The sequence below is a fragment of the Thalassoroseus pseudoceratinae genome (assembly GCF_011634775.1).
In the GTDB taxonomy this organism is placed as follows: Bacteria; Planctomycetota; Planctomycetia; order Planctomycetales; family Planctomycetaceae; genus Thalassoroseus; species Thalassoroseus pseudoceratinae.
Map to the genome: position 1 here is coordinate 1357401 of NZ_JAALXT010000001.1, position 21756 is coordinate 1379156.

Consider the following 21756-nt stretch of genomic DNA (forward strand, 5'->3'; position numbering starts at 1 on the left):
AGTTTCTCACTCGATTAGTGCTCGCAAATTGATAGTCAAATTCCGAACCGGGAGTCTCGGTGAACACAGCAGCCGATGAGACGAAGACCGTCCCGAGTCCCGCATTGCTTGCACTGGCATTCACCTGGGTCATTGGATTCGTCACCTTCTATGTGACACGCACCATCGAGAACTCCGAGAAGCTTACGCGACTCGATCTCTGGAAAGAAACGCCCAATGCGTTTCTCGATACCGTTGTCATCCTCTGCTACGGCAAACTCGGCGAGACGCGAATTCCGGCCGGTTGGGAGTTCTTCGGACAACGCATTGGACTTTGGCTCCTCGCGGCATTCGTGTGGCTCACCGCTTGGGCAATCGGTTGTCTTGTCATGAGATTGCTCGGACGCGGCAACACTGGATTGAACATCGATCGATGCGAACGACTTGTCTTCACCAGTGGAATTGGGATCTCATTTTTGTCGCTCCTCACGCTTCTCGCCGGATTGGCAGGGCAGTTGACTCAATTTATGGCGGTAACGTTGGCAGGTCTGGTTGTGGCTTCTGAATTGATTTGCCGATGGCGATCACGAGCCTCTCATCGTGAGACATCACCTGCGAAACCCTCCAAACGCCAACAGCCTTCAAATGGACGACGCGAAATCGACGCCCGCACGATGCGACGCGGGTTGATGCTGGCGGCGTTGACTCCGTTTGTCATTCTGATGCTCTGGGCCGCCGTGCTGCCATCGACGGTCTTCGACGTCAAAGAGTACCACTTGCAGGGGCCGAAAGAGTGGTACCAAAACGGGCAGATCACATTTCTGGAACACAATGTCTACACCGCCTTTCCCTTTCTGACGGAAATGCTTTCTTTGTTTTCGATGACGCTTCGCGGTGATTGGTTCACTGGAGCGCTCGTCGGAAAGTCTGTGTTAATGGGCTTCGTCCCGTTGACTGGTTTGGCGTGTTTTGCATCCGCGCGACGATGGTGTGGCGAAGTCGCAGGATGGGCGGCGGCTTTTGTTTACCTGACGATTCCGTGGTCGACCACGATGGCTTCGACGGCTTACGTCGAAGGAGCCCTGTCGTTCTTTGTGATCGTGTCAATTCATTGCGGAATACTCGCCACTCGACAATCGGATTTGCGGTTAGTTTTCATCACCGGTCTGCTAGCGGGTAGTGCAATGGCCTGCAAATATCCGGCGTTAATTTCCGTCGTCCTGCCAATTGGGGTCGGGATGATCTTTGGCTTTGTTCGACGCGACGAAACCACGTCACGTCTGCGGAGCTTGGTTCGTGCGATCGGACTCTATTCGCTCGGGGTCATCATTACGGTGGGCCCCTGGTTGATCAAAAACACGGTTCAGACCGGCAACCCGGTGTATCCGCTTGCGTGGAATATCTTCGGTGGTGACTTCTGGGATGCCGAACGCAACGCTCAATGGACCGCCGCCCACAGTCCGCCGGAATTCGAGATCGGCCGCATGTTCGTCTTCGAAAACGGTCGCCCAGGTTGGCTGCTTCAACCCATTGTGGGAAGCAATGGCCTGAGCGTCCTGCTGTTTGCGCTGGCTCCATTGGCATTTCTGCGATTGCGTCGAACATCATCGGCCCCATGGTTCCGAACCGTTTTGATTGCCTTGAGCGTGTATGTGGCTTGGTACATCCTAAGTTGGTGGGCACTCACGCACCGCATCGATCGCTTTTGGATTCCCATGTTACCAGTAGTCGCAGTGCTGGCGGGCATCGGAGGAACGTGGAGCCGGCAAAAGATCTGGATGGTGACGATTGGCATCTTCGCCACCTTCACCTGGGTGCATCACTTGGCCGTCGCCCCTCATTACGGAACACGACTCCCATACTTGAGCGATTTGTCAGCAGCCCGTGCCGAAGCCGCTCGTCAGACAGCCGGATCAATCCAGTTCATCAACGAACAAATTCAACGTGGTGAACTCCCCGCTGAGATCTCGGTGCTTTCGGTCGGTGATGCGGAAGTCTTCGACGCACAATTCCCGATCCGCTACGAAACCGTCTTCAACACATCGATCTTCGGAACGTGGGTCTTCGATGGTTTCTCGAATTCGTCGAAGACACTCACGATGAAACCGGCCCGCACGATTCGAGAGACGTTGGCAGACGAGGGGATCACCCACATTCTGGTAGATTGGGGTGAGATTCTGCGGTACCGGGCCACTTACGGGTACAGTCCGGCGATCGAACCTTCCGTGTTCGATGCCTTGCAAGCGGCAGACGTTCTCGGTTCCCCACAGGCGATCGGAAACGCGGGTTGGTTCCAGATTTCCGAAGCTCAACGACAACAAATCACGGAGTTGGGTTGGGAGCGACACCTCGTGACTCCAACCGATCGAGGACCGCTTCTGGTCCAAACTTTACTCTACCCGGTTCGTTGAGTGACTCACGCGGAGCGAACCAACGCCAGCATCACTGCACGTCGAAATGGATCTGCAACCATTCCCGGTGTTCCGAGTCTGACCGGCGATGAAGTCTCAACTCATCATGCAATGCGGTCTCGGACTCGATGTTGATGCCATCGGAATTGAGCGAAATCAATTCACAGGTCTCGTCGATGGTCAAATCCGGTTCGACCTGAATTGAAGGCTCCTCATCCACGAATGGCAGACTCAATTCTTGGTAGTTTTCCATGACAGCAACTCCACTCGGTCGGTGTATTTCAATCGCTTATGATAACGTAGCCGACTGCGAGTTGCCACAAAAAACCGAGATCGACCGGTTTCGGCCTCATCACGCCTTCGTCACTTCACTGTGGGATTTAAGAACAGCATCCCCATCGCTTTGTTTGATGTAGTAGGCGGGTTCATCGTCGCTGGCATTCCGTGTAACTTCGCTGCCGGCAATCTTGCGAGTGACTTTGCGAGTGTAAACCTTTTCCACGGTTCCCCGACCGTGACCGTCTCCCCACTTCCACTTCACACGTTCGCCTTCTTCGTATCGTTTCTTCTTGGCCATCGGATAAATCCTTCATTGGGTGATGTTCGATTTCCAAATTCTAGGATTGTCGTCAAGCGGCGGATCAGAGTGGGTTTCAATTAGCATTGCCGTTTCGGCGAGATCTTCCCCAGCAAATATGAGAACCATCCACCACATCGGACTCGGTGATGGTCTAGCATGGGGTCTTTTGAAACTCGCGAAGCAACGTCGTGGCGTAGACTCCACTCGGAAGCGAAAACCGGAATCGACAACCATTCTCGATGGCTTCGCATTCCAAATCTTGCGGTCGAATCAAGTACGGTCGCCGAGTACCTGGTGTCAGTTTTGCGAAGCGGCGGAAGAACGTTTCGTCGAGACCAGCGGCCTGAAGCACCTGAGTTTCCCGTTCCGCCGGCTCGCCGGTCGGCTGTCGCATTTTCGGACCGAACATGGGTCCGGTCGTCATCGTTTCTCCGTCGTCGAATCGGGTTTGTTCAGCGGGCTGATCATCGACGAGAAAAACGCCACCGGTCGTGACAACTTGCATCACGTCGCCCTCCAACACGCGGTCAATTAACTGATCCGTCAACCGATTCGCGAGAGCCTGATTGAACAGGTCGGATTGCACGGCAGAGAGTGCGAACCGCAGAAGAAACTTGCGACGGGGCCGCGGAATGTCGTCGGCCGTCTTCTCACCTCGCAGAAGTTGAATGCCCAAACTGACGTTCTCGCCATCGCGACCAAACCGTTGTTCGCCGTAATAATTCGGAAATCCGAGAGCGGAAATCCGTTTGGCAATCGGTTCGGCCAATTTCACGGCATCGGCATGAGTGTCCCGTAACACGATTTCAAACCGATTCCCGCGAAGGTGTCCGGTCTTCAGTTTGTTGGTATGTTGATCGGCTTGCAGAATGCGGATGTCATCGGTTTCCAAGACCGACGGGTTTGGGCACGATTTCGCTGGCACGGACACAAACTGTCGCGTCACGGCATGACGATCTTTAAGCCCAGCCACGCCAACGTCGATTGGCTTCAAACTGAGCGTTTGAGCGATGTGTCGCGAAAGTTGTTCCGCAGCGACTCCGCGTTTTTCGACCCAAAGGAAAAGATGCTCGCCCTCTCCACTGGGCTGATAAACGGGAATCTCCTCGACAACGAAGTCTTCGGGTTCCTGCTTCAGCACACCGCAAATCCCCGGAAGATCGGTGGTCAGATAGGGCAGGGGGTCGTTGTTCGCCATTGCGGGTGGTGTTTCGTAAAGATGCGTCCGCAGGGGAATTCCACCTGCACAGTGGTTTCCCCATGAACGCGATGCGGTTTCAAATTGTCATAGCCGTGAAACCGCCGTCGACAACAATGTTGGCTCCGGTGATGAAACTTCCCGCCTTCGGAGATGCCAGCAGCAGCAACGCCCCGGCCAATTCGTCTGGATCGCCAAATCGGTTGGCCGGCGTGTGCTTCATGATATCCGCCACACGATCTGGCGTGAGAACCTTGCGATTCTGTTCGGCTGGGAAGAACCCGGGGGACATCGCGTTGACTCGCACCCCCTGCGTGGCCCATTCGCGGGCCAAATTCTGCGTGAGGTTAATCACAGCCGCTTTCGACGCGGAATACGTGTAAACCCGTGAAAGCGCGGTAATCCCCGACAACGAAGCGATATTGATGATTGATCCGTTGGTTTTCGAGTCCAACATGAATTTTCCGAAGACTTGGCACGACAACCGAACACCACGCAAATTGATGTTCATAATGCGTTCCCATTCCTCGTCGTCGATTTCGAGGAAAGGCGTCGCGGAATTCGTGCCAGCACCATTGATCAAAATGTGCAGTTCCTGGCCACGATCTTTCAAGAGTTGCACGAGACCTTCGAGGTCTTCTTGTTTTGTGGAATCGGCGGCGTAAAATTCGGCACTTCCACCAGCGGCTTCAATTCGCTTGACGGCTTGTTCGCCCCGCTCTTCGCTGCGACCGACGACGAACACATGCGCTCCCGCGGCGGCCAGGGTGTCGGCAAAACCGCCCCCCAGGACGCCAGTCCCGCCAATCACGACCGCATTGAGGCCATCCAAACCGAACAGTTGATTAACATATGCATCAGTTGCCATTGGGTATCATTTCGTCGTCAAAGCTTAAGGCGAACATGGGCACGTCGAGGCGTGTCCGCCCAACATGACGTTCGTCCGCAAAATCGTCAACTCAACACAGAAACGCCCGCGAACAAATTCCGATATTCTGAGGTGTTGTCGGAAAGGTCGTCGGCACGATATGATGGAGCCTTCACCGAATATCCAGAGGATAACTCAACAAGATGACTGACTCACGCAACCTGTTCAACAAAGTTTGGGACAACCACACCGTTCGCGAATTGCCGTCCGGGCAAACCCAATTGTTCATCGGTCGCCATTTGATTCACGAAGTGACCAGCCCGCAAGCGTTCGAGATGCTCCGCGAGCGGAACCTGTCCGTGTTGCATCCGGAACTCACCTTTGCCACCGTTGACCACATCGTTCCCACCGACAACCAACTTCGTCCGTTCGCTGACGCGTTAGCCGAACAGATGATGTCGCAAATTGAAATCAACTGCCGGGAATTCGGTGTGGAGTTGTTCGATCTGAAAGGGGATCGACAAGGAATTGTGCACGTCGTTGGTCCGGAACTCGGACTGACGCAACCTGGGCTCACATTGGTGTGCGGAGACAGCCACACCAGCACGCACGGTGCCTTCGGCAGCATTGCATTGGGAATCGGCACCAGTCAAGTCGCCTATGTGCTTTCCACACAAACACTTGCATTGCAACGCCCGAAGGTCCGACAGATCAAAGTCACGGGGGAACTTCAACCCGGTGTGTTCGCGAAAGATGTGGCGTTGCACATCATCCGTGTACTTGGGGTTAAGGGTGGGATCGGTTATGCCTATGAGTACAGCGGCGAAGTGTTTGACCGCATGACGATGGAAGAACGCATGACCGTGTGCAACATGAGCATCGAAGGCGGTGCCCGTTGCGGTTACGTCAATCCCGATGAAACCACCATCGAGTATTTACGGGGACGACCGTACTCGCCGACCGGTGAAGAATTCGATCGAGCCGCCGAGTGGTGGCTGAGTTTGGCTTCCGGTCCGGATGCGGAATTCGACGATGTGGTGGAAATCGACGGTTCGCAGATCGAACCCACCGTCACTTGGGGCATCAACCCCGGTCAATCGGTTGGCGTGAAGGAAAAACTGCCAACGTTGGACTCCTTTGAAGCCGAAGAACGCGGCGGCGCGTCCGAGGCATTCACCTTCATGGATCTCCATGAAGGGGAACCGATCCAGGGAACGTCGATCGACGTGGCCTTCATTGGTTCTTGCACCAACGGTCGTATTTCCGACTTGCGGGAAGCTGCCGAAGTCGCTCGTGGTCGGCATGTTGCTGAAGGCGTTCGAGCACTCGTGGTGCCCGGGTCGAAGAAAGTCCTCGAGCAAGCCAAACAAGAAGGGCTGGATCAAATCTTCATCGAAGCCGGCTTCGATTGGCGAGATGCGGGTTGTTCAATGTGTTTGGCGATGAACCCCGACAAACTCGTCGGTCGCGAAATTTGTGCCTCTTCCAGTAACCGCAACTTCAAAGGCCGACAAGGAAGCCCTACCGGTCGCACACTTCTCATGAGCCCCGCGATGGTCGCCGCGGCCGCCGTCAACGGTCACGTCGTCGACGTGCGAGAACTCCTGGAACCAGCCGCGGTGTAGAGCTTCGACTTCGCCCCCAAGACTCTTTTATTGATCGTCCAAACAAGAAAACAAGACAAGTATCATGGCTAAAATCGAACAAGTTCGCGGGCAGGGCATTCCGTTGTTGATCGACGATATCGACACGGACCGCATCATTCCCGCTCGGTATTTGCGATGCGTGACGTTTGATGGTCTCGGCGAACATGCGTTCAAAGATGATCGCGAGCAAGATAAAGAACACCCATTCGACCATCCGCATTTTCAAGAGTCGACCATTCTGATTTCTGGTCGGAATTTCGGATGCGGGTCGTCGCGAGAACACGCACCGCAAGCGTTGATGCGATGGGGTGTCGAAGCGGTGATCGCCGAATCGTATGCGGAAATTTTCTTCGGCAATTGCACGTCGCTCGGTATTCCGGCCGTCTGTCTGGAACGGGCGGACCTGGAAACGTTGACATCCATGGTCCAACAAACGCCAACGCTGCCCATCACGATCGACTTAGTGGCGAAACGCGTCTCATGCGGTGACGCCGAATTTCCGCTGACCATGGCCGAAAGTGCCCGCTCCGCGTTGACCAGTGGCGAATACGATTTCCTTTCGCAACTCCTCGAAGGAAAAGCAGAAATCGAAAAAACCGCCGGACAATTGCCTTATCTGAACCATTTCCAGACGGCATAGACGGTAGGCCATGACGGACTCGGCCCCGAATCGCAGAGATTTTCTTGCCGGTCGAGCGGCTCGTGATGAGTTGCGTCGGCACGGCGAGAAAATTGCGGACGATCTGCACACGGATTCGCCGGAAAGTCCGGAACCCAGTGCCGGTTCGACGATTCGTGTGGCTGCCACTGCGATGGCGTGCGAGTTCGCGGTGTTGCTGAATTCGGACGATGGCAAACCCCACGCGAGATCAACAGCGGAAGCCTGGGCTGCTTCGGATGTTCTGGATTTGGTCCATCAGCTCGAAGACCAGATGACCGTCTATCGCGATGACAGCGAATTGGCGGAGATCAACCGCAACGCTCCTACTCAGGCAGTGCGGGTCGAATCAAATTTGTTTCGGCTACTGTGCCAAGCCCGTGACATCTCCCACGAAACGGAACACGCCTTCGATCCGACTTCCGGACCGTGCATCGCGTTGTGGCGGACGTGTCGACAAGAGAACCGTCTGCCGACCGAGCCGGAGATCCAATCTTGTCTGGAACGCTCTGGGATCGACAAAATTCAATTCGACGAATCTGGTGAAACCGTTCGGTATTTGAACGCGAATGTCGAGTTGAATCTTGGCGGCATCGGGAAGGGTTATGCTCTGGATGTCGTGGCGGAAGAACTCACGGAGCAAGGGTTCGAGAGTTTTTTGGTCTCGGGTGGTCACAGTAGTTTGATCGCACGCGGAGAGCACAACGGACACCCAGGTTGGCCGGTTGGCATACGCAACCCCATGTTTCCGACGGAACGATTGGCCACGATTCTGCTGTGTGACGGAGCCCTATCGACCAGTGGATCGGGCGTGCAACACTTTCGCCATGAAGGCAAACGCTACGGTCATATCATCGATCCGCGGACCGGTTGGCCGGTGGATGAACTGGTCTCGGTGACGGTTCTCGCACCCACTGCGGCCGAAGCGGATGCACTTTCCACCGCTTTTTTCGTCTTAGGACTCGAAAAAACCCAAGCATATTGTGATAATCGACCTGACGTCGGTGCTTGGCTGATTCCGTCACCCCGCCGGGGACGCGCACTCAGACCGGTTCGCTGCAATCTCCCGGATGAGTTGCTTTTCCTGAACCCGACCGGGTCCGTGACCGATTCCGAGTAATCGGTTTCGGTTCGTTTCCCGCCCCAACGGAACCAAGCATTTTCACTAGATTGACTCTATCATAAGATATTGCGGTCTTGATCTATCGATCGAGGATCGTACTGAAGTCGGAGGAAGTTGAGTGTCCCGCGATTTGAAGCGCATTTCGATCATTGCTGGTTTCTTTCTGGTGACACTGCGACTGTGCATCGGCTGGCAATTTCTCTACGAGGGTTTGTGGAAATATCGGACCCAAGAAACTGCAACCCCTTGGACAGCATCAGGTTATCTCTCAAACGCCATCGGCCCGTTTCGGGATGTTTTCCGTGACATGGCCGACGATCCCGATGGCTTGAATTGGCTCAACTACAACAAGATGGCCAAGCGGTGGGAGTCCTGGAAAGAAGACTTCGCCAGCCATTACAAGCTCAACGACGATCAACGGAAAGAATTGGATCAATTGCTGCATGGGTCGGATGACTTCTCCGTTGAACTCAACGATTGGCCCGTCGAACTCAAAGGCAACGATCCGAAGTATTTCATCTATCGCCCCAATTTGGATGGCGGTGGACGCTTGGCGATCATCAAAGGGCAGGAACCAGTTCCAGCACGGTTCGACAACCTCCGGAAGTACATCACGGAGAAAGCCGCTCCGGAATACCACGAGGCCGTTGATAAACTCCAACGGATGTACGAGAACGACGCTTACCTCGAACAACTCGAAACGCTGTTGAAGGAAGACCCGGAATGGACCGGTGTCGTCAAAGACGCCGAAGGAAACATTCTGGAAGAGCGTGTCGGCAAGGTCGAACTCTACCGCACGAAGTTGGCCGCCTATGAGGAAGAACTCGCCGCTGCGGATCAGGACTTCGAACACGAACACCTCAAAAAGAAGTGGAGTGAAGTTCAGGATCTGAAGAAAGAACTGATTCCCCCCGTCAAAGCATTGGATACGGACTTGAAGGTCGCAGCCATTGGCTTGTTGTCGGAAGAACAACGTGCGATGCCGAAAATGCCTCCGCAGCGTAGCCAGATTCACACGATCGACATGCTCACAATTTGGGCCTTGATCGTGTTGGGAATCCTGCTGATTTCCGGCTTCTTCACCCGAATTGCCGCCTTGCTCGGCGCGGGAATGGTTCTATCATTCTATTTGGTGGCCCCACCATGGCCCGGAGTGCCGGCACCACTCGGTCCGGAACACTCTTTTGTCGTCAACAAGAACTTGATCGAAGTCGTCGCCTTGCTTGCATTGACGTTCCTGCCCACGGGAACGTGGTTCGGTGTCGACGGGATTTTCTATCGGCTGTTCCATCGAAACGATGCGAAAGCTGAAAACTCGTAAATCCAACCACCTCAGACACTGAACACACACTTTGGTACTTCATTGAAAAGGGGCAATCATGCCGCTGACTCCTGAACAGAAACAAATTGGTCAAGACAATTTCCACGAAGCCAGCGGATGGACCCGGCGACAATTCGGCAAAGGTGTGGCAGCGGGTGCAGTTGCTGCAGGAGCAACCTTCGCCGGCTATCAAGAACTCTCCGGTAATCCGGTGAAGGTCGCGTGGATCGGAACTGGTGACGAGGGCAGCGTGCTGCTCAACGAGCACCCAACCGCTCATATGGACATTGTCGCCATCGCCGACCTCCGTCCCAGCAATCGCGAACGGGCATTCACCGGTGACGGCAACGATCACCGACGCGGTCTGAACAAGATTCTTGGGGAGAAAACCGCCTCGAAAATCAAGAAAAACGGCCACGTCTACAATACCCACAAGGAATTGCTCAAAGCCGTTGCCGATGGCAATCTTGAGCTCGAAGCCGTTGTCATTGCGGTACCGTTGGTCGCTCACGCACCAATCGCCATTGACTGTCTCAACGCCGGTCTCCACGTGCTGACCGAAAAGCTGATGGCTCACAACATCGGTGAATGTAAGGAGATGATCAAAGTCGCCCGCAAGAACAACAAGCTTCTCGCGGTCGGTCACCAGCGACACTACAACGTGCTTTACGACAACGCCAATGATCTCGTGCAGAATGGATTGCTCGGGACAATCAAGCACATTCGGGCGTTGTGGCATCGCAACAATAGTTTCCCCAATCGTGACAGCTGGCAGAAGAAAACCGGTGGAACCGCCAAGGCGTTCTATAGTGACATGGAAGCCTTGCAGAAGTCAAAAATCGACCTCAAAGAGTTCGGTTTCCAAGACTTCGAGCACCTCGGCAACTGGCGATTGTACAACGAAACCGGCGGAGGTCTCATGGCGGAGTTGGGTAGTCACCAACTCGATGCATGCAGCATTTTCCTTGGTAAAGTCAAACCGATTGCTGTCCTTGGTTATGGTGGCAAGAACTACTACGGTGTGTCCTGGGAAGACGATAACGGCAATCGAGCCGGACTCGGCCCAAAAGACAAGTGGGACGATAAACGTGAAATCGACGATCATGTTTACACAATCTTCGAGTTTCCCGGGCCGAATTACGAGCACAACAAAGACGACATCGTCGTTGTGACGTATTCGTCGCTCAATACGAACTCCTTCGAACCATATGGTGAGCACGTTTACGGCAGTCGTGCGACTCTCATCATGGAGCAAGAACAGAAAGTCATGCTCTACAAAGAGGGAGCTGGGTACGAAAAACGACTGCAGGTCGTCAAAGACAAAGCCGGCCAAGCGGCCATCGACACCAGCGAAAGTCTCGCACCGTCGAGTGCGGCCGCGGTTTCGGCCAGTGAAATCGGCGAGAAAGTCAGCCGAGGCTACACCGAAGAAATGGAACACTTCTGCTGGGCCATTCGCAACCTCGGTCCGACCTATTACCCTGATGGCAAACCTGTGCCGAAATCGGAGAAAGGTCTGCGGTGTCCCGACGTGCAAGGTATGGCCGACGCCATCATGGCACTGACTTCGAATCTCGCCATGAAATATCGGCAACGTATCGAGTTCAAACCGGAATGGTTCGATCCCGATAACCCCGCCACGCCGGAAGAAGACGTCAAGAAGATGTTCGGCTAAACCGGTTTTTCCAAGCCAGCTGACCGACAAAAATCTGATTACAAACGCCCCTTGGCAAGCCCGAGGGGCGTTTTTTTGTGAATTTTCGCTTCAGACTGCTCATTTCGTTTCCATTAACGTCTTCCCGAAGCGTCTTGCTGGCGATACACTTCGCGGAACAGATCGACCAACTGCGGTCGAGAACCGTACATTGGTCTCCGCGTCGAGTTACGCGGAACTCGAAGACCTTTTCCCGCCGAACGCTTTCCCACCGAAGTCCACCATGCGACGCGACGAACTCCGAAATATTGCGATCATCGCCCACGTTGATCACGGCAAAACCACCTTGGTCGATTCCTTGTTGCGGCAAAGCGGACAGTTCCGAGATGCCCAACTTGCGGGCGACTGCATTCTGGACTCGAACGACCAGGAACGCGAACGCGGCATTACGATTCTGGCCAAGAACATTGCCCTCACGTACAAGGGCGTGAAGATCAATATCATCGACACCCCAGGCCACGCGGACTTCGGCGGCGAAGTCGAACGGGTGCTGAAGATGGCCGACGGCGTGTTGGTGCTTGTGGATTCGTACGAAGGCCCGCGTCCGCAAACCCGATTTGTGGTGCAGAAAGCGTTGGAATGTGGACTCAAACCGTTAGTGGTGGTCAACAAGATCGACCGTCCCGACGCCCGCCCTGATGATGCGTTGTCTGAGACGTTTGATTTGTTTGTCGAACTCGGTGCCGACGATGAAGCCCTCGACTTCCCTTACATCTTCGCCAGTGGTCGGGATGGCTACGCCTCTCATGATCCGGCAGATCGCGACGGGACCATTGAACCGCTGTTGGATTTGGTGCTGGAACACGTCCCTGGTCCAGATGTCTCTCCTGACGGCCCGCTGCAATTCATGGTCACAACTTTGGAATGGTCCGAGTACGTCGGTCGAATCGCGACCGGTCGCATCACGTCTGGTCAAGTCAAAAAGGGACAGAAGGTCGTCGTCATTCGCAAAGACGGCAAGCACGAGTCGGCTACAATCGACGCCGTCGAGGCATTCGACAAACTTGGCCGAGCCGAAGTCGATTCAGCCCAAGCCGGCGATGTCGTGGCTTTGGTTGGTCTGCCGGACCCGGAAATCGGTGACACCGTTGCCTGTCCGGTTCAACCAACAGCTCTCGAGCGGCTTGCCGTCGACGAACCAACGCTCTCGATGCTGTTTACGGTAAACTCGTCACCACTCGCCGGTCGTGATGGCAAGTTCGTCACCAGCCGTCACCTGCGAGCGCGGTTGATGAAGGAACTCGAACACAACGTCGCCTTGCGGGTTCAAGAAACGGAAGACAAAGATTCCTTCTTGGTCTCCGGGCGGGGAGTGTTGCACCTTTCCGTGTTAATTGAACAGATGCGGCGGGAACAGTATGAACTTTCCGTTGGCAAACCGGAGGTGATCCGCAAGGAAATCGACGGGAAAATGCACGAGCCATTTGAAGAACTCGTGATTGATGTTCCTGCCGAGGATGTCGGCCCGGTCATGGAACTCGTCGGCAATCGACGTGGGCAGGTCAAAGAAATGACAGCCGGAACGACCGGGATGACACACCTGGAGTTCTCAATTCCCGCCCGTGGGTTGATCGGTCTGCGAACACGGTTGCTCAATGCGACCCGTGGGCAAGCCATCATTCACCACCGCTTCGAGAGCTACCGTCCCATCGAAGGCGAAGTGCCGCGACGGAAAAATGGTGTGCTGATTTCGCAAGTCAACGGGCAAGCGGTTGGGTATGCGATTTGGAAGTTGCAGGAACGGGCGGATATGTTTGTCGGTCCGGGTGAAGATGTTTACGAAGGTATGATCGTCGGGGAAAACTCTCGGGAAAACGATTTGGTCGTGAATCCGATTCGGGAAAAGAAACTGACGAACGTCCGCTCGTCCGGAGCCGACGATGCGATTCTGCTCAAACCGCCGCGACAGATGACGCTTGAGGCGGCTCTCGAATACATCGAAGACGATGAGTTCGTAGAAGTTACGCCCGCCGTCATCCGGACACGGAAGATTCACCTCACCGAAACCGATCGAAAACGCCACGCGCGGAAGTAAGCCAGCACGCTTGATCAATCCTGACGATAGACGAATCACGACGGTATAATGAGTGAGAACCATTCGGAAAACCGTCGTGAATTGAGAAGGATGACCGTGCAATGCTGGAGCCGACGACTGATATCGGCAATGTTCTCCTGCGATTGGCCGCTTCGATTCTGCTGGCCGCCGTATATGGTTGGGAACGGGAATACCGCGATAAACCCGCCGGACTGAAAACTCACATGCTCTTGGCATTGGGGTCAGCGGCCTTGACGATCATTGCGGTCCAATTCCCCTTGACCCAACACCAAGAGCAACCCGGTATCGAATTCGATCCGTTTCGATTGATTCAAGGCATTTTGACTGGCATCGGGTTTCTCGGTGCGGGGACGATCATCCAATCGAATGGCGATGTGGAAGGACTCACGACCGCCGCCACGTTATGGATGGTGACGGCGATTGGAGTAGCCTGTGGCTTGGGGTATCTCACGATCGCTGCGATGACAACGGGCTTGGGTTTGGCGGTGTTGATTGCGGTGAAGTCGTTTGAACGCCGACTCTTTTCGGATCAAGACTCCGACGAGTCTTAATCGGGTTCCCTTATAACTTGACCAGTCTCAAAAACCGTACCGTCAGCATCAATAACTTGAAGGAAAGCAATCCCATCTCTAGATTCCACCGGTTGCGTCTGCCGCTGAGCGTTCTATACTGTGTGTTGGCGAGTCAGGTCACCGCCCCAAGGTCTTGACCATCCGAACACGTAATGGATACACTGCCGGGGAGTCCATTGCGGCAACGACAGAATACGTGTCCCGACACGGGGAGCGAGTAGGCGTTGAAACGAGCGATCATTAGCGACATTCACGGCAACCTGGAAGGGTTGGAAGCCGTCCTCGCGCACATCAAAGAGCAGAATTGCGATTCGATCTATTGCCTCGGCGACATTGTCGGGTACGGTCCGAATCCTCGCGAGTGCATTGATCGTGTGATGGATTGCCAAATGACGTTGCTGGGCAATCACGATCAAGGAGCGCTGTTCGACCCCGAAGGCTTCAACGCCGGGGCGGAGCGGGCCATTTTCTGGACCCGCAAGATGCTCGAAAGCGGTGACGCCCGTGGAAACCGGAAACGCTGGGATTTTCTTGGCGAACTTCCACGTATGCACCGCGAGAACGACCTGCTGTTCGTCCACGGTTCCGCGCGAAACCCGCTCAATGAGTACGTGTTCCCAGAGGACATTTACAACCAACGGAAAATGGAACGCATTTTCGGCCTGGTTGCTAAGTACTGTTTTCAGGGGCATACGCACATTCCGGGTGTCTTTACGGAGGACTATAATTTCCTCCCGCCTGAAGAAATCGAAATGACTTACCGCACCACCGGCGAAAAGGCTTTGGTGAATGTCGGTTCGGTTGGCCAACCGCGGAACGGAGACAACCGTTCGTCTTACGTGATCTTGGAAGATGGCGAAGATGATTGCGATTACGTCATCCGCTTCCAACGCGTGCCATACGATTTCGAAAAGACCGCCGCAAAAATCTACGATATCCCGGATCTTGATAACTTCCTCGGCGACCGTCTTCGTGATGGACGCTAGACCGGACTGAAGTTCTTGTGGGACATAGTCGAGGCGAAAACGCTTTCGTTTCTCACTCTCTGCGAGACCGTACCGGTTTGGATCGGAAGTCAACTGCTCTCGAGCCGGCGTGTTGCTCTTGAGTGTGCCGTCCACTAAAATTTGCCCAGTCGTCACTCCGTAGCAGGACGGCTCGTCGCTCCCGTTGCCAACCGTGCTTGTGTAATCGGTTCCGGGAAGACTCATCAACCGCGTGCAGATACCGTTCGCAGGAATCAAACGCAGCCTTCTTTGAACGTCGATTGGCGTAGCCATCATGGATTTTCGCAGCATTCTTCGGTTTATCTTGCTGTCGTTTGTGATTCTCTTCCTTTGGAAGCGTTTCGTAATCGACAATATTGCTCCGCCAGCTCCGGCTCCGGTTGTGGAGGAAGACGACGACGATACCGACAAGAAGCCCAAAGCCAAACGAGATGAACCGGCCGTTGCCGAGAAACCGAAGCCGGAACTCGCGAATAATCCGCATCAAGACAACATCACAATCGGCTCGCTCGATCCGGAAGGCGAATACTTCTTCCAAGCAACGCTGACGACCACCGGCGCTGCCGTTCAGAAGTTGCAACTCAGCGACACGCGTTACCACAGCCTTGAGAATCTCGAAGAACCTTTGGAACTTGTCGGCACACTCGAATCCGGCAAGCAAACCTTTCGCACTTTCTCGTCGACATTTACTGGCGACGATAAACTCAAAGAGCTGCTTGAAGATCATCCGCTTGATGAAGAAGACTGGAAGATCGTCGAACAATCTGAATCCAGTGTGACGTTTGAGTTCACCATTCCCGGTCAGTTCCGGGTCCGCAAACGTTTCACGGTACCGGCAGTCGACCGTGAGAAAGAGGGGCTTTCCAACCGCCAGGTCCGGGATCGAAACGCGTCCGGCTACCAACTTCACTTGCAGGTCGAAATTGAGAACCTCGATACACAAGAACGTGAAGTTCAATATGTATTGCAAGGACCGGTCAAATTTCCCATCGAAAACCCCGATACTGCTCGGAAATTGCAAGACATCAAATACGGTTACATCGACGATGGTGAATTGACCAATTCGCAAATCGATGTCGAATCGCTCATTGAACAGACCGACGAAAACACCCGCGAACGCTGGACGAAACCATTCCGGTATGTGGGGGTCGATGGGCAGTTCTTCGCCGCCTTGGTGCTTCCGCAAGAGAAGAAGCGAAGCAGCGATTACGTTGAGTATTATGAAGCGGAAGTCCTGGAAACCAACGAGGAGAATGAAAAGCTCAGCCATATCAGCGTCAAGTTTGCATCCGACGAGTTCGAACTGGAACCGGGTGAGTCAACGACGCAGGATTGGTATTTGTTTGCCGGTCCGAAGCGACAGAAGCTGCTCGATGCAATCGACGCCGGTGCCATCGTTGAATATGGTTGGTTCGCTCCGGTCAGTAAGGCCATGCTTTGGCTGTTGAACTTCCTGCACGAAACCTTGTACCTGCCGTATGCGTTGGCGATTATCTGTTTGACAATTCTCGTCCGTGGAGCGTTGTTCCCGATCTCCCGGAAACAGGCCATCAGTGCCGCTCGGATGAAGGAACTGCAACCGAAACTCGCGGAGCTGAAAAAGAAATACGGTGACGACAAGGAGAAGTTCCTCAAGGCTCAGATGGAACTATTCCGCGACGCTGGCTACAACCCACTTGCGGGATGTCTGCCGATGTTGCTGCAACTTCCCATCTTTATCGGCTTGTACTACGGCCTATACACGGCGATTGACTTGCGAGCATCTGAGTTCCTATGGATTCAGAACCTGGCAGCCCCCGACAATCTCTTCACCATGCCGTTCAAAGTGCCGCTCCTGGGAACGTCGTTCAATCTGCTGCCGATCATCACCATCGTGCTGTTTATCGCCCAGCAAAAAATGTTCATGCCAACGCCCGATCCGGAAGACGAGCAAGCCGTCTGGAACGCTCGCATCATGAACTTCATGATGGTCTTCATGGGCTTCCTGTTCTATCACGTGCCTGCCGGATTGTGTTTGTACTTCATCGCTTCCAGCCTGTGGGGCATGGGCGAACGCAAATTGCTGGACGTACACAAGAATCCGGCGACCGCAGATGGCGGCAATTCTGGCAGTGGTGGATCGGGCGGTTCGTCTGGTTGGAAGCCTAGCGGAGGTGGAAGCAACGGCAGCACCAAACGCAACAACTCCAATAAGAACCAGAAATCGAAGTCGCGAGGCCGTTCGAAGAATCGTCGCTGAGGCTGACGAATGCAACTTCAATGGGACGATACAATCGCGGCGCTCGCGTCTCCACCGGGTGCCGCGTTGCGCGGCATCGTTCGTATCAGCGGGCCCGATGTCAGAGAAGCGGTTTCCGCAATCTTTCACCCTGATGACGAGCAGCGTTGGCAAGCCACACGAAGTTCCCTGCGACATCCCGGACAGTTGACGTTACCGGATTTGCCGCCGATCGAATCCGCAGTATTGCTGTGGCCGGGGCGTCGCAGTTATACGGGTGAACCACTCGCCGAAATCCATACGCTCGGTTCGCCACCGTTGCTGGAAGCGATTCTCTCGGCGTTGTTTTCGCACAACATCCGACCGGCGAGAGCGGGCGAGTTCACATTGCGATCGTTTCTGAACGGCCGGATTGACCTGACACAAGCCGAAGCAGTGCTCGGCGTGATCGACGCGGAAGATCACCAAGAACTGAATGCCGCCTTGCAGCAACTCGCTGGTGGGTTGTCGTCACGGTTGGCGACGGTTCGGTCGGACTTGCTCGATCTGCTTGCGGATCTCGAAGCGGGTTTGGATTTTGTCGACGAAGACATTCAATTTGTCTCAACGGAAGAAGTGACGAATAGACTCAGCAATTCGCTGACGACAATTCGCAGCTTGCTCAGTGACGCCGACACGCGAATGCAGTCATCGGTGAATCTTCGGGTGGTGTTGGCTGGTCTGCCAAACGCCGGGAAGAGCAGCCTATTCAACACGCTCACCGGTTCCGATGCGGCGTTGGTCTCGGATGAGCAGGGCACAACCCGCGACTACATTACCGGAACCGTGCGATGTGGTGAGATGACGATCGAACTCATTGACACCGCCGGAGCAGAACCCGTCTCGCCAACACGCGACATTATGCACCAAGCGAGCGAACTGCGAACTGATTTGCTCAAAGCCGCTGACATGATCCTGTTCTGCTCCGCCAGCCGACTTTCGAGTGAGGAAGCTCAATGGAACGCGGAGTTTTCCGAAGAGTTGTCACGTCTCGATCGGCCAATCCTGGCGGTCCAAACCAAGAGCGATCTCGTTGATGGGGATGCAGCGGAGACGCTTGCAGTTTCGACCTCCTTGCCCGAGAGTTTCGCTGCACTGAAGTCTGCTATTGCTGATCGATTGACCGAGCGTCAGCGCGGGGAACGCCAGTTGATCGGAAGTACGGCGGCCCGCTGCCGAGAAAGCTTGCAAGCGACCGAATCCGCACTTCAAGAAGGAATGGACGCCACCCATTCTCAGGCAGGTGAAGAGTTAATCGCATTGGAAATCCGAACGGCTCTCGATCATTTGGGACGTATCCTGGGGACCGTCTACACCGACGACATTCTCGATCGCATTTTCAGTAAGTTTTGTATCGGCAAGTAACTTTAGGCCGCGGGCGAATCGACTTCGATCCAATCGCGAATCCGTTGCCGATACCGCCGATACAACCAGGACACAAGCAACAACGTCATACCGAGCGCGATGAAGGCGAATGTGCGAATCGTGGTGTGTAGATGCCACACGTCGACGAGAAACACTTTGCCAATCGTCAGTCCAAAGAACGCCAGCGAGAGTTTCCGCAGGTTTGCGGAGCGGGCAGCAATCCCCCCCAGCAGCGTGGCGAGCGAGTACCCTGTCCAAACGAGTGTGATGGCGAGTCCGGTGAGGGTTTTCCAGTCGTGTTGCACGCCCCACACGCGAGCTTCCGCCGTCAGCCAAGCCCATCCCGCGAGAATGGCGGCAAACGCGAGTGCGGAAGCCGGTGTGAGATCGGTCGTTTCAAAAGACCGCTGGGGTTCTCCAAACCGGCGTGTAATTGCGGCTGTCGTCGTGGCTAGCACGATGGGAACGAGGAAACCGAGTCCACGAGGGTTGATCAACGGGACACTCCACCAAGCGTTTGGCACATCACTTAAGGATTGTTGACCGCTGGTCGTCGCTCCCACAAATGCAATGACAACCGCCACTCCCGAGAGCCCAAAAATCACGGTTCCCAAACTATCCAACCACGTCTGCCGACGGACCGCAGCAGCAATCAAGATTGCACTGGCAAACGCGGCCGTTTCCATCGCAAAGATGCTGATCAGTGTCGGCGTATAGCGATCCCAATGCCACCATTGCACATAGCTTTCCAGCAGTGTCCAAAGCAGTCCTGTGACGATACTCATGCCAATCAAAGTGCGGCCGACCGGAGGTGCGTGGTCGTCGGATGCCGAGGATTTGCTCGCTGAGAACCTCTGAATCACGGCGGCGGTCATCACTGCTAACGCAATCGGAATCAGAACTCCCAAACTGCGAGGATTGATCAACGGCCACTCCCACCAAACGCTCGGAACGTCAGCCGACATGAAATACCGTGTCGAAATCGCGTTCCACATTCCCGATGCAACCATCACCCCGGAACCGGCGAGAACCGTCAATCCGATTTGTCTCAGTCGTGGGTGGTTGCAAATCGCAGCCACAATGCTGATGCCGCAACCGAACACCGCTATCTCGATCGCAAAAAGACTCAGCAGCGATGGCGTGAACCGGTCCCAATGCCACCACAACACGTAACTTTCCAGCATCACCATTCCAAGCGAGATGAGGATACTGAGATCAACCAACCCTACAGACCGGCCTTGAAGATCACGCTCTAGACTCACGGAGCCGTCGCCCTCAATGCCTATAGTTCGGTAACGCCATGCCAATCCGCCCGTGACCAAAATCGCGGCCAGAAAACTGAGCGAGCGACCGTTCACCACACTCGTCCAACCAGCGGCTTCTGCTGTCGCTTCCCCGACGATGAGGTCATTCGCCGTTCGTTGAACCCAGAGTGTGGAAAAGCGATCAGGACCGGCAATCGTCGTGATCGTGTAAATTGAGAGAATCCCGAAGACGATGCATAACAGCCCGAGACCAGCCTTACGGAGTTTCGGTTCGTCGAAGCGGAGCCCCATTTCGACCAGCACCGCACTCAAAGCCGCCCAAGCGATCGCAACCCAGTGTCCAGTCAACTTGAGTGGAATTGCAATCACTAGGAAGACGATTGCGATTCCGTTGAATGCAAAGGAAATCTTGGGGTCGATGCCATCTCGACGCCGGGCGACGTTGCCAAAGATTTCGTAAAGAACCGCCAATCCGATCGCCATGACCGCTTGCCATTCTTGATGACTTGCTTTGGTCAAAATGAAAAACGTGCCGAAGAAGACAACCGGCGTGGCGATCACTAGAAGAAAGTCTTCGGCCAACGCGACGGTGCGGCGAATCAAATGGTGCCAAACTCCCAGGGCCGCAAATACGATGAAGAACGGCGACATCAAAACCATGACGTCCGCAAGTTTCTCCGGGTGATAATGGTTCGCAAACCATCCCAACCACATCAGAATCGTTCCGCCGAAGGCGAGCAAGTTCAAACGCGGCCACCGTCGAAACGATGCAATCCCCAGCACACCAAGATCGAGCATCAGCAAGTATGGAAACAACGTCCAACGAACATCCACACCCCGTGAAAGCATGATTGGCGTCAGGAAACCACCCAACAATGCCAGAACGGCGGCGGCTTGGGCGTCGTAGACGGCGGCGAATGTCAGAGCGGCCGCGGTCGCGAGCACCATCCCGCTGAACGCCACGGGATCGGAGAACACCGCCGGATCAAACCATCGAGCCGATGCGAACAAAGAGAAATATAGAATTCCCAACGCCGCTCCGACCAATCCCTGAGCGAACGCGACATAGTTCTTCCGCATCCCAACGACGCCACCGACGAAACAGCTCACGCCCACAGAGACGCCCGTCATCACACGCAACGTCGGGCTGATCCAACCTTGCTCGACCGCATACTTGAAGAAGAATCCCGCACCGATGACAACAGCAATTGCTCCGACCCAAGTCATCCATTGACCGGCGAGAATTTCTTCCACGGTCAGAGAAGGTTCTTTTGGAGTCACCTTGGCCGCCGGTTTCACGGACGGCGTTTCTATCCGGGGTAAAGTTTGCGATGGTGGGGCAGTTGTCGGCGACAGAGTCTGAGGTTTTGCTTGGGGTGTTGGTTTTGGCTCGTCGAGGAATTCTTCAACTTCCATCACGACCGGGCTTTGCGGTTTCGGTTTGGCGACGACCGGCGTTCGGGGCGAAATTGATTCTTTGATTGAAGTTGCTGGCCGAGATTCCGCGCGTGGCCTTGCATTGAATTGCCGCCGTAGGTGCTCGAACTTTCGGTCAAGATCGTTGACCTTCGACCACAAACCGAACAGGAAAAGTGGACTTAGTACAATCCACCCCACGATTACAATTGCCACAAGAACTAACAGTTCGCTCATTTCAGTCTCACCATTTGGTGACGGTGTTTTGCACTCCACGCCTGTCTTCCAAGGCGATCTTTTCAGCGGGATATCACGCGAGA

At 54.7% G+C, this 21756-nt stretch carries 16 protein-coding genes; 11 read left to right on the top strand and 5 right to left on the bottom strand.

Annotated features, from left to right (window positions below):
* Positions 1–59: 59 nt before the first annotated feature.
* The gene (locus G6R38_RS05075; protein ID WP_166820573.1) at positions 60–2390 is read left to right on the top strand and encodes an ArnT family glycosyltransferase; all 2331 of its coding nucleotides are present in this window, start codon (positions 60–62) and stop codon (positions 2388–2390) included.
* A gap of 31 nt (positions 2391–2421) precedes the next feature.
* Here the strand turns inward: G6R38_RS05075 and G6R38_RS05080 are convergent, their stop codons facing one another.
* The 4 genes from G6R38_RS05080 to G6R38_RS05095 all read right to left on the bottom strand — a co-directional run bounded on the left by G6R38_RS05080 (position 2422) and on the right by G6R38_RS05095 (position 5036).
* Positions 2422–2643 (bottom strand): hypothetical protein, encoded by a 222-nt coding sequence (locus tag G6R38_RS05080; RefSeq protein ID WP_166820575.1) that lies wholly within the window; start codon positions 2641–2643, stop codon positions 2422–2424.
* 99 nt (positions 2644–2742) lie between these two features.
* Entirely contained in the window at positions 2743–2967 is a 225-nt protein-coding gene (locus tag G6R38_RS05085) for a hypervirulence associated TUDOR domain-containing protein (RefSeq protein ID WP_166820577.1), read from the bottom strand.
* 154 nt (positions 2968–3121) lie between these two features.
* Positions 3122–4168: a tRNA pseudouridine(13) synthase TruD gene (gene truD, locus G6R38_RS05090; RefSeq protein WP_166820579.1), complete on the bottom strand. Its 1047-nt coding sequence runs from the start codon at positions 4166–4168 to the stop codon at positions 3122–3124.
* A gap of 79 nt (positions 4169–4247) precedes the next feature.
* Entirely contained in the window at positions 4248–5036 is a 789-nt protein-coding gene (locus G6R38_RS05095) for an SDR family oxidoreductase (protein ID WP_166820581.1), read from the bottom strand.
* A 203-nt stretch (positions 5037–5239) separates the two neighbouring features.
* Here G6R38_RS05095 and leuC point away from each other — a divergent pair, with 203 nt between their 5' ends.
* From leuC to G6R38_RS05145, 10 genes are all read left to right on the top strand, one after another.
* The gene (gene leuC, locus G6R38_RS05100; RefSeq protein WP_166820583.1) at positions 5240–6661 is read left to right on the top strand and encodes a 3-isopropylmalate dehydratase large subunit; all 1422 of its coding nucleotides are present in this window, start codon (positions 5240–5242) and stop codon (positions 6659–6661) included.
* Between the two features lie 64 nt (positions 6662–6725).
* Positions 6726–7322 (top strand): 3-isopropylmalate dehydratase small subunit, encoded by a 597-nt coding sequence (locus G6R38_RS05105; RefSeq protein ID WP_166820585.1) that lies wholly within the window; start codon positions 6726–6728, stop codon positions 7320–7322.
* Positions 7323–7332: 10 nt separating this feature from the next.
* On the top strand, positions 7333–8460 hold the full coding sequence (locus G6R38_RS05110; RefSeq protein ID WP_166820587.1) for an FAD:protein FMN transferase: 1128 nt from the start codon (positions 7333–7335) through the stop codon (positions 8458–8460).
* Between the two features lie 121 nt (positions 8461–8581).
* Positions 8582–9784, top strand: coding sequence for a DoxX family protein (locus G6R38_RS05115; protein ID WP_166820589.1), 1203 nt, complete (start codon positions 8582–8584; stop codon positions 9782–9784).
* A gap of 58 nt (positions 9785–9842) precedes the next feature.
* Positions 9843–11459, top strand: a complete 1617-nt coding sequence (locus G6R38_RS05120) for a Gfo/Idh/MocA family protein (RefSeq protein ID WP_206028461.1) — start codon at positions 9843–9845, stop codon at positions 11457–11459.
* Positions 11460–11721: 262 nt separating this feature from the next.
* On the top strand, positions 11722–13533 hold the full coding sequence (gene typA / locus G6R38_RS05125) for a translational GTPase TypA (protein WP_166820591.1): 1812 nt from the start codon (positions 11722–11724) through the stop codon (positions 13531–13533).
* 101 nt (positions 13534–13634) lie between these two features.
* On the top strand, positions 13635–14105 hold the full coding sequence (locus tag G6R38_RS05130; RefSeq protein ID WP_166820593.1) for an MgtC/SapB family protein: 471 nt from the start codon (positions 13635–13637) through the stop codon (positions 14103–14105).
* A 245-nt stretch (positions 14106–14350) separates the two neighbouring features.
* Complete coding sequence (locus G6R38_RS05135; protein ID WP_166820595.1) at positions 14351–15112, top strand: metallophosphoesterase family protein; 762 nt, start codon at positions 14351–14353, stop codon at positions 15110–15112.
* Positions 15113–15407: 295 nt separating this feature from the next.
* A complete protein-coding gene (yidC, locus tag G6R38_RS05140) occupies positions 15408–17372 on the top strand; it encodes a membrane protein insertase YidC (RefSeq protein WP_166820597.1) in 1965 nt (654 codons plus the stop codon).
* Between the two features lie 9 nt (positions 17373–17381).
* The gene (locus G6R38_RS05145) at positions 17382–18755 is read left to right on the top strand and encodes a tRNA modification GTPase (protein WP_166820599.1); all 1374 of its coding nucleotides are present in this window, start codon (positions 17382–17384) and stop codon (positions 18753–18755) included.
* 2 nt (positions 18756–18757) lie between these two features.
* Here G6R38_RS05145 and G6R38_RS05150 read toward each other — a convergent pair whose 3' ends face one another.
* Positions 18758–21673: a DUF2339 domain-containing protein gene (locus tag G6R38_RS05150; protein WP_166820602.1), complete on the bottom strand. Its 2916-nt coding sequence runs from the start codon at positions 21671–21673 to the stop codon at positions 18758–18760.
* Positions 21674–21756: the final 83 nt, after the last annotated feature.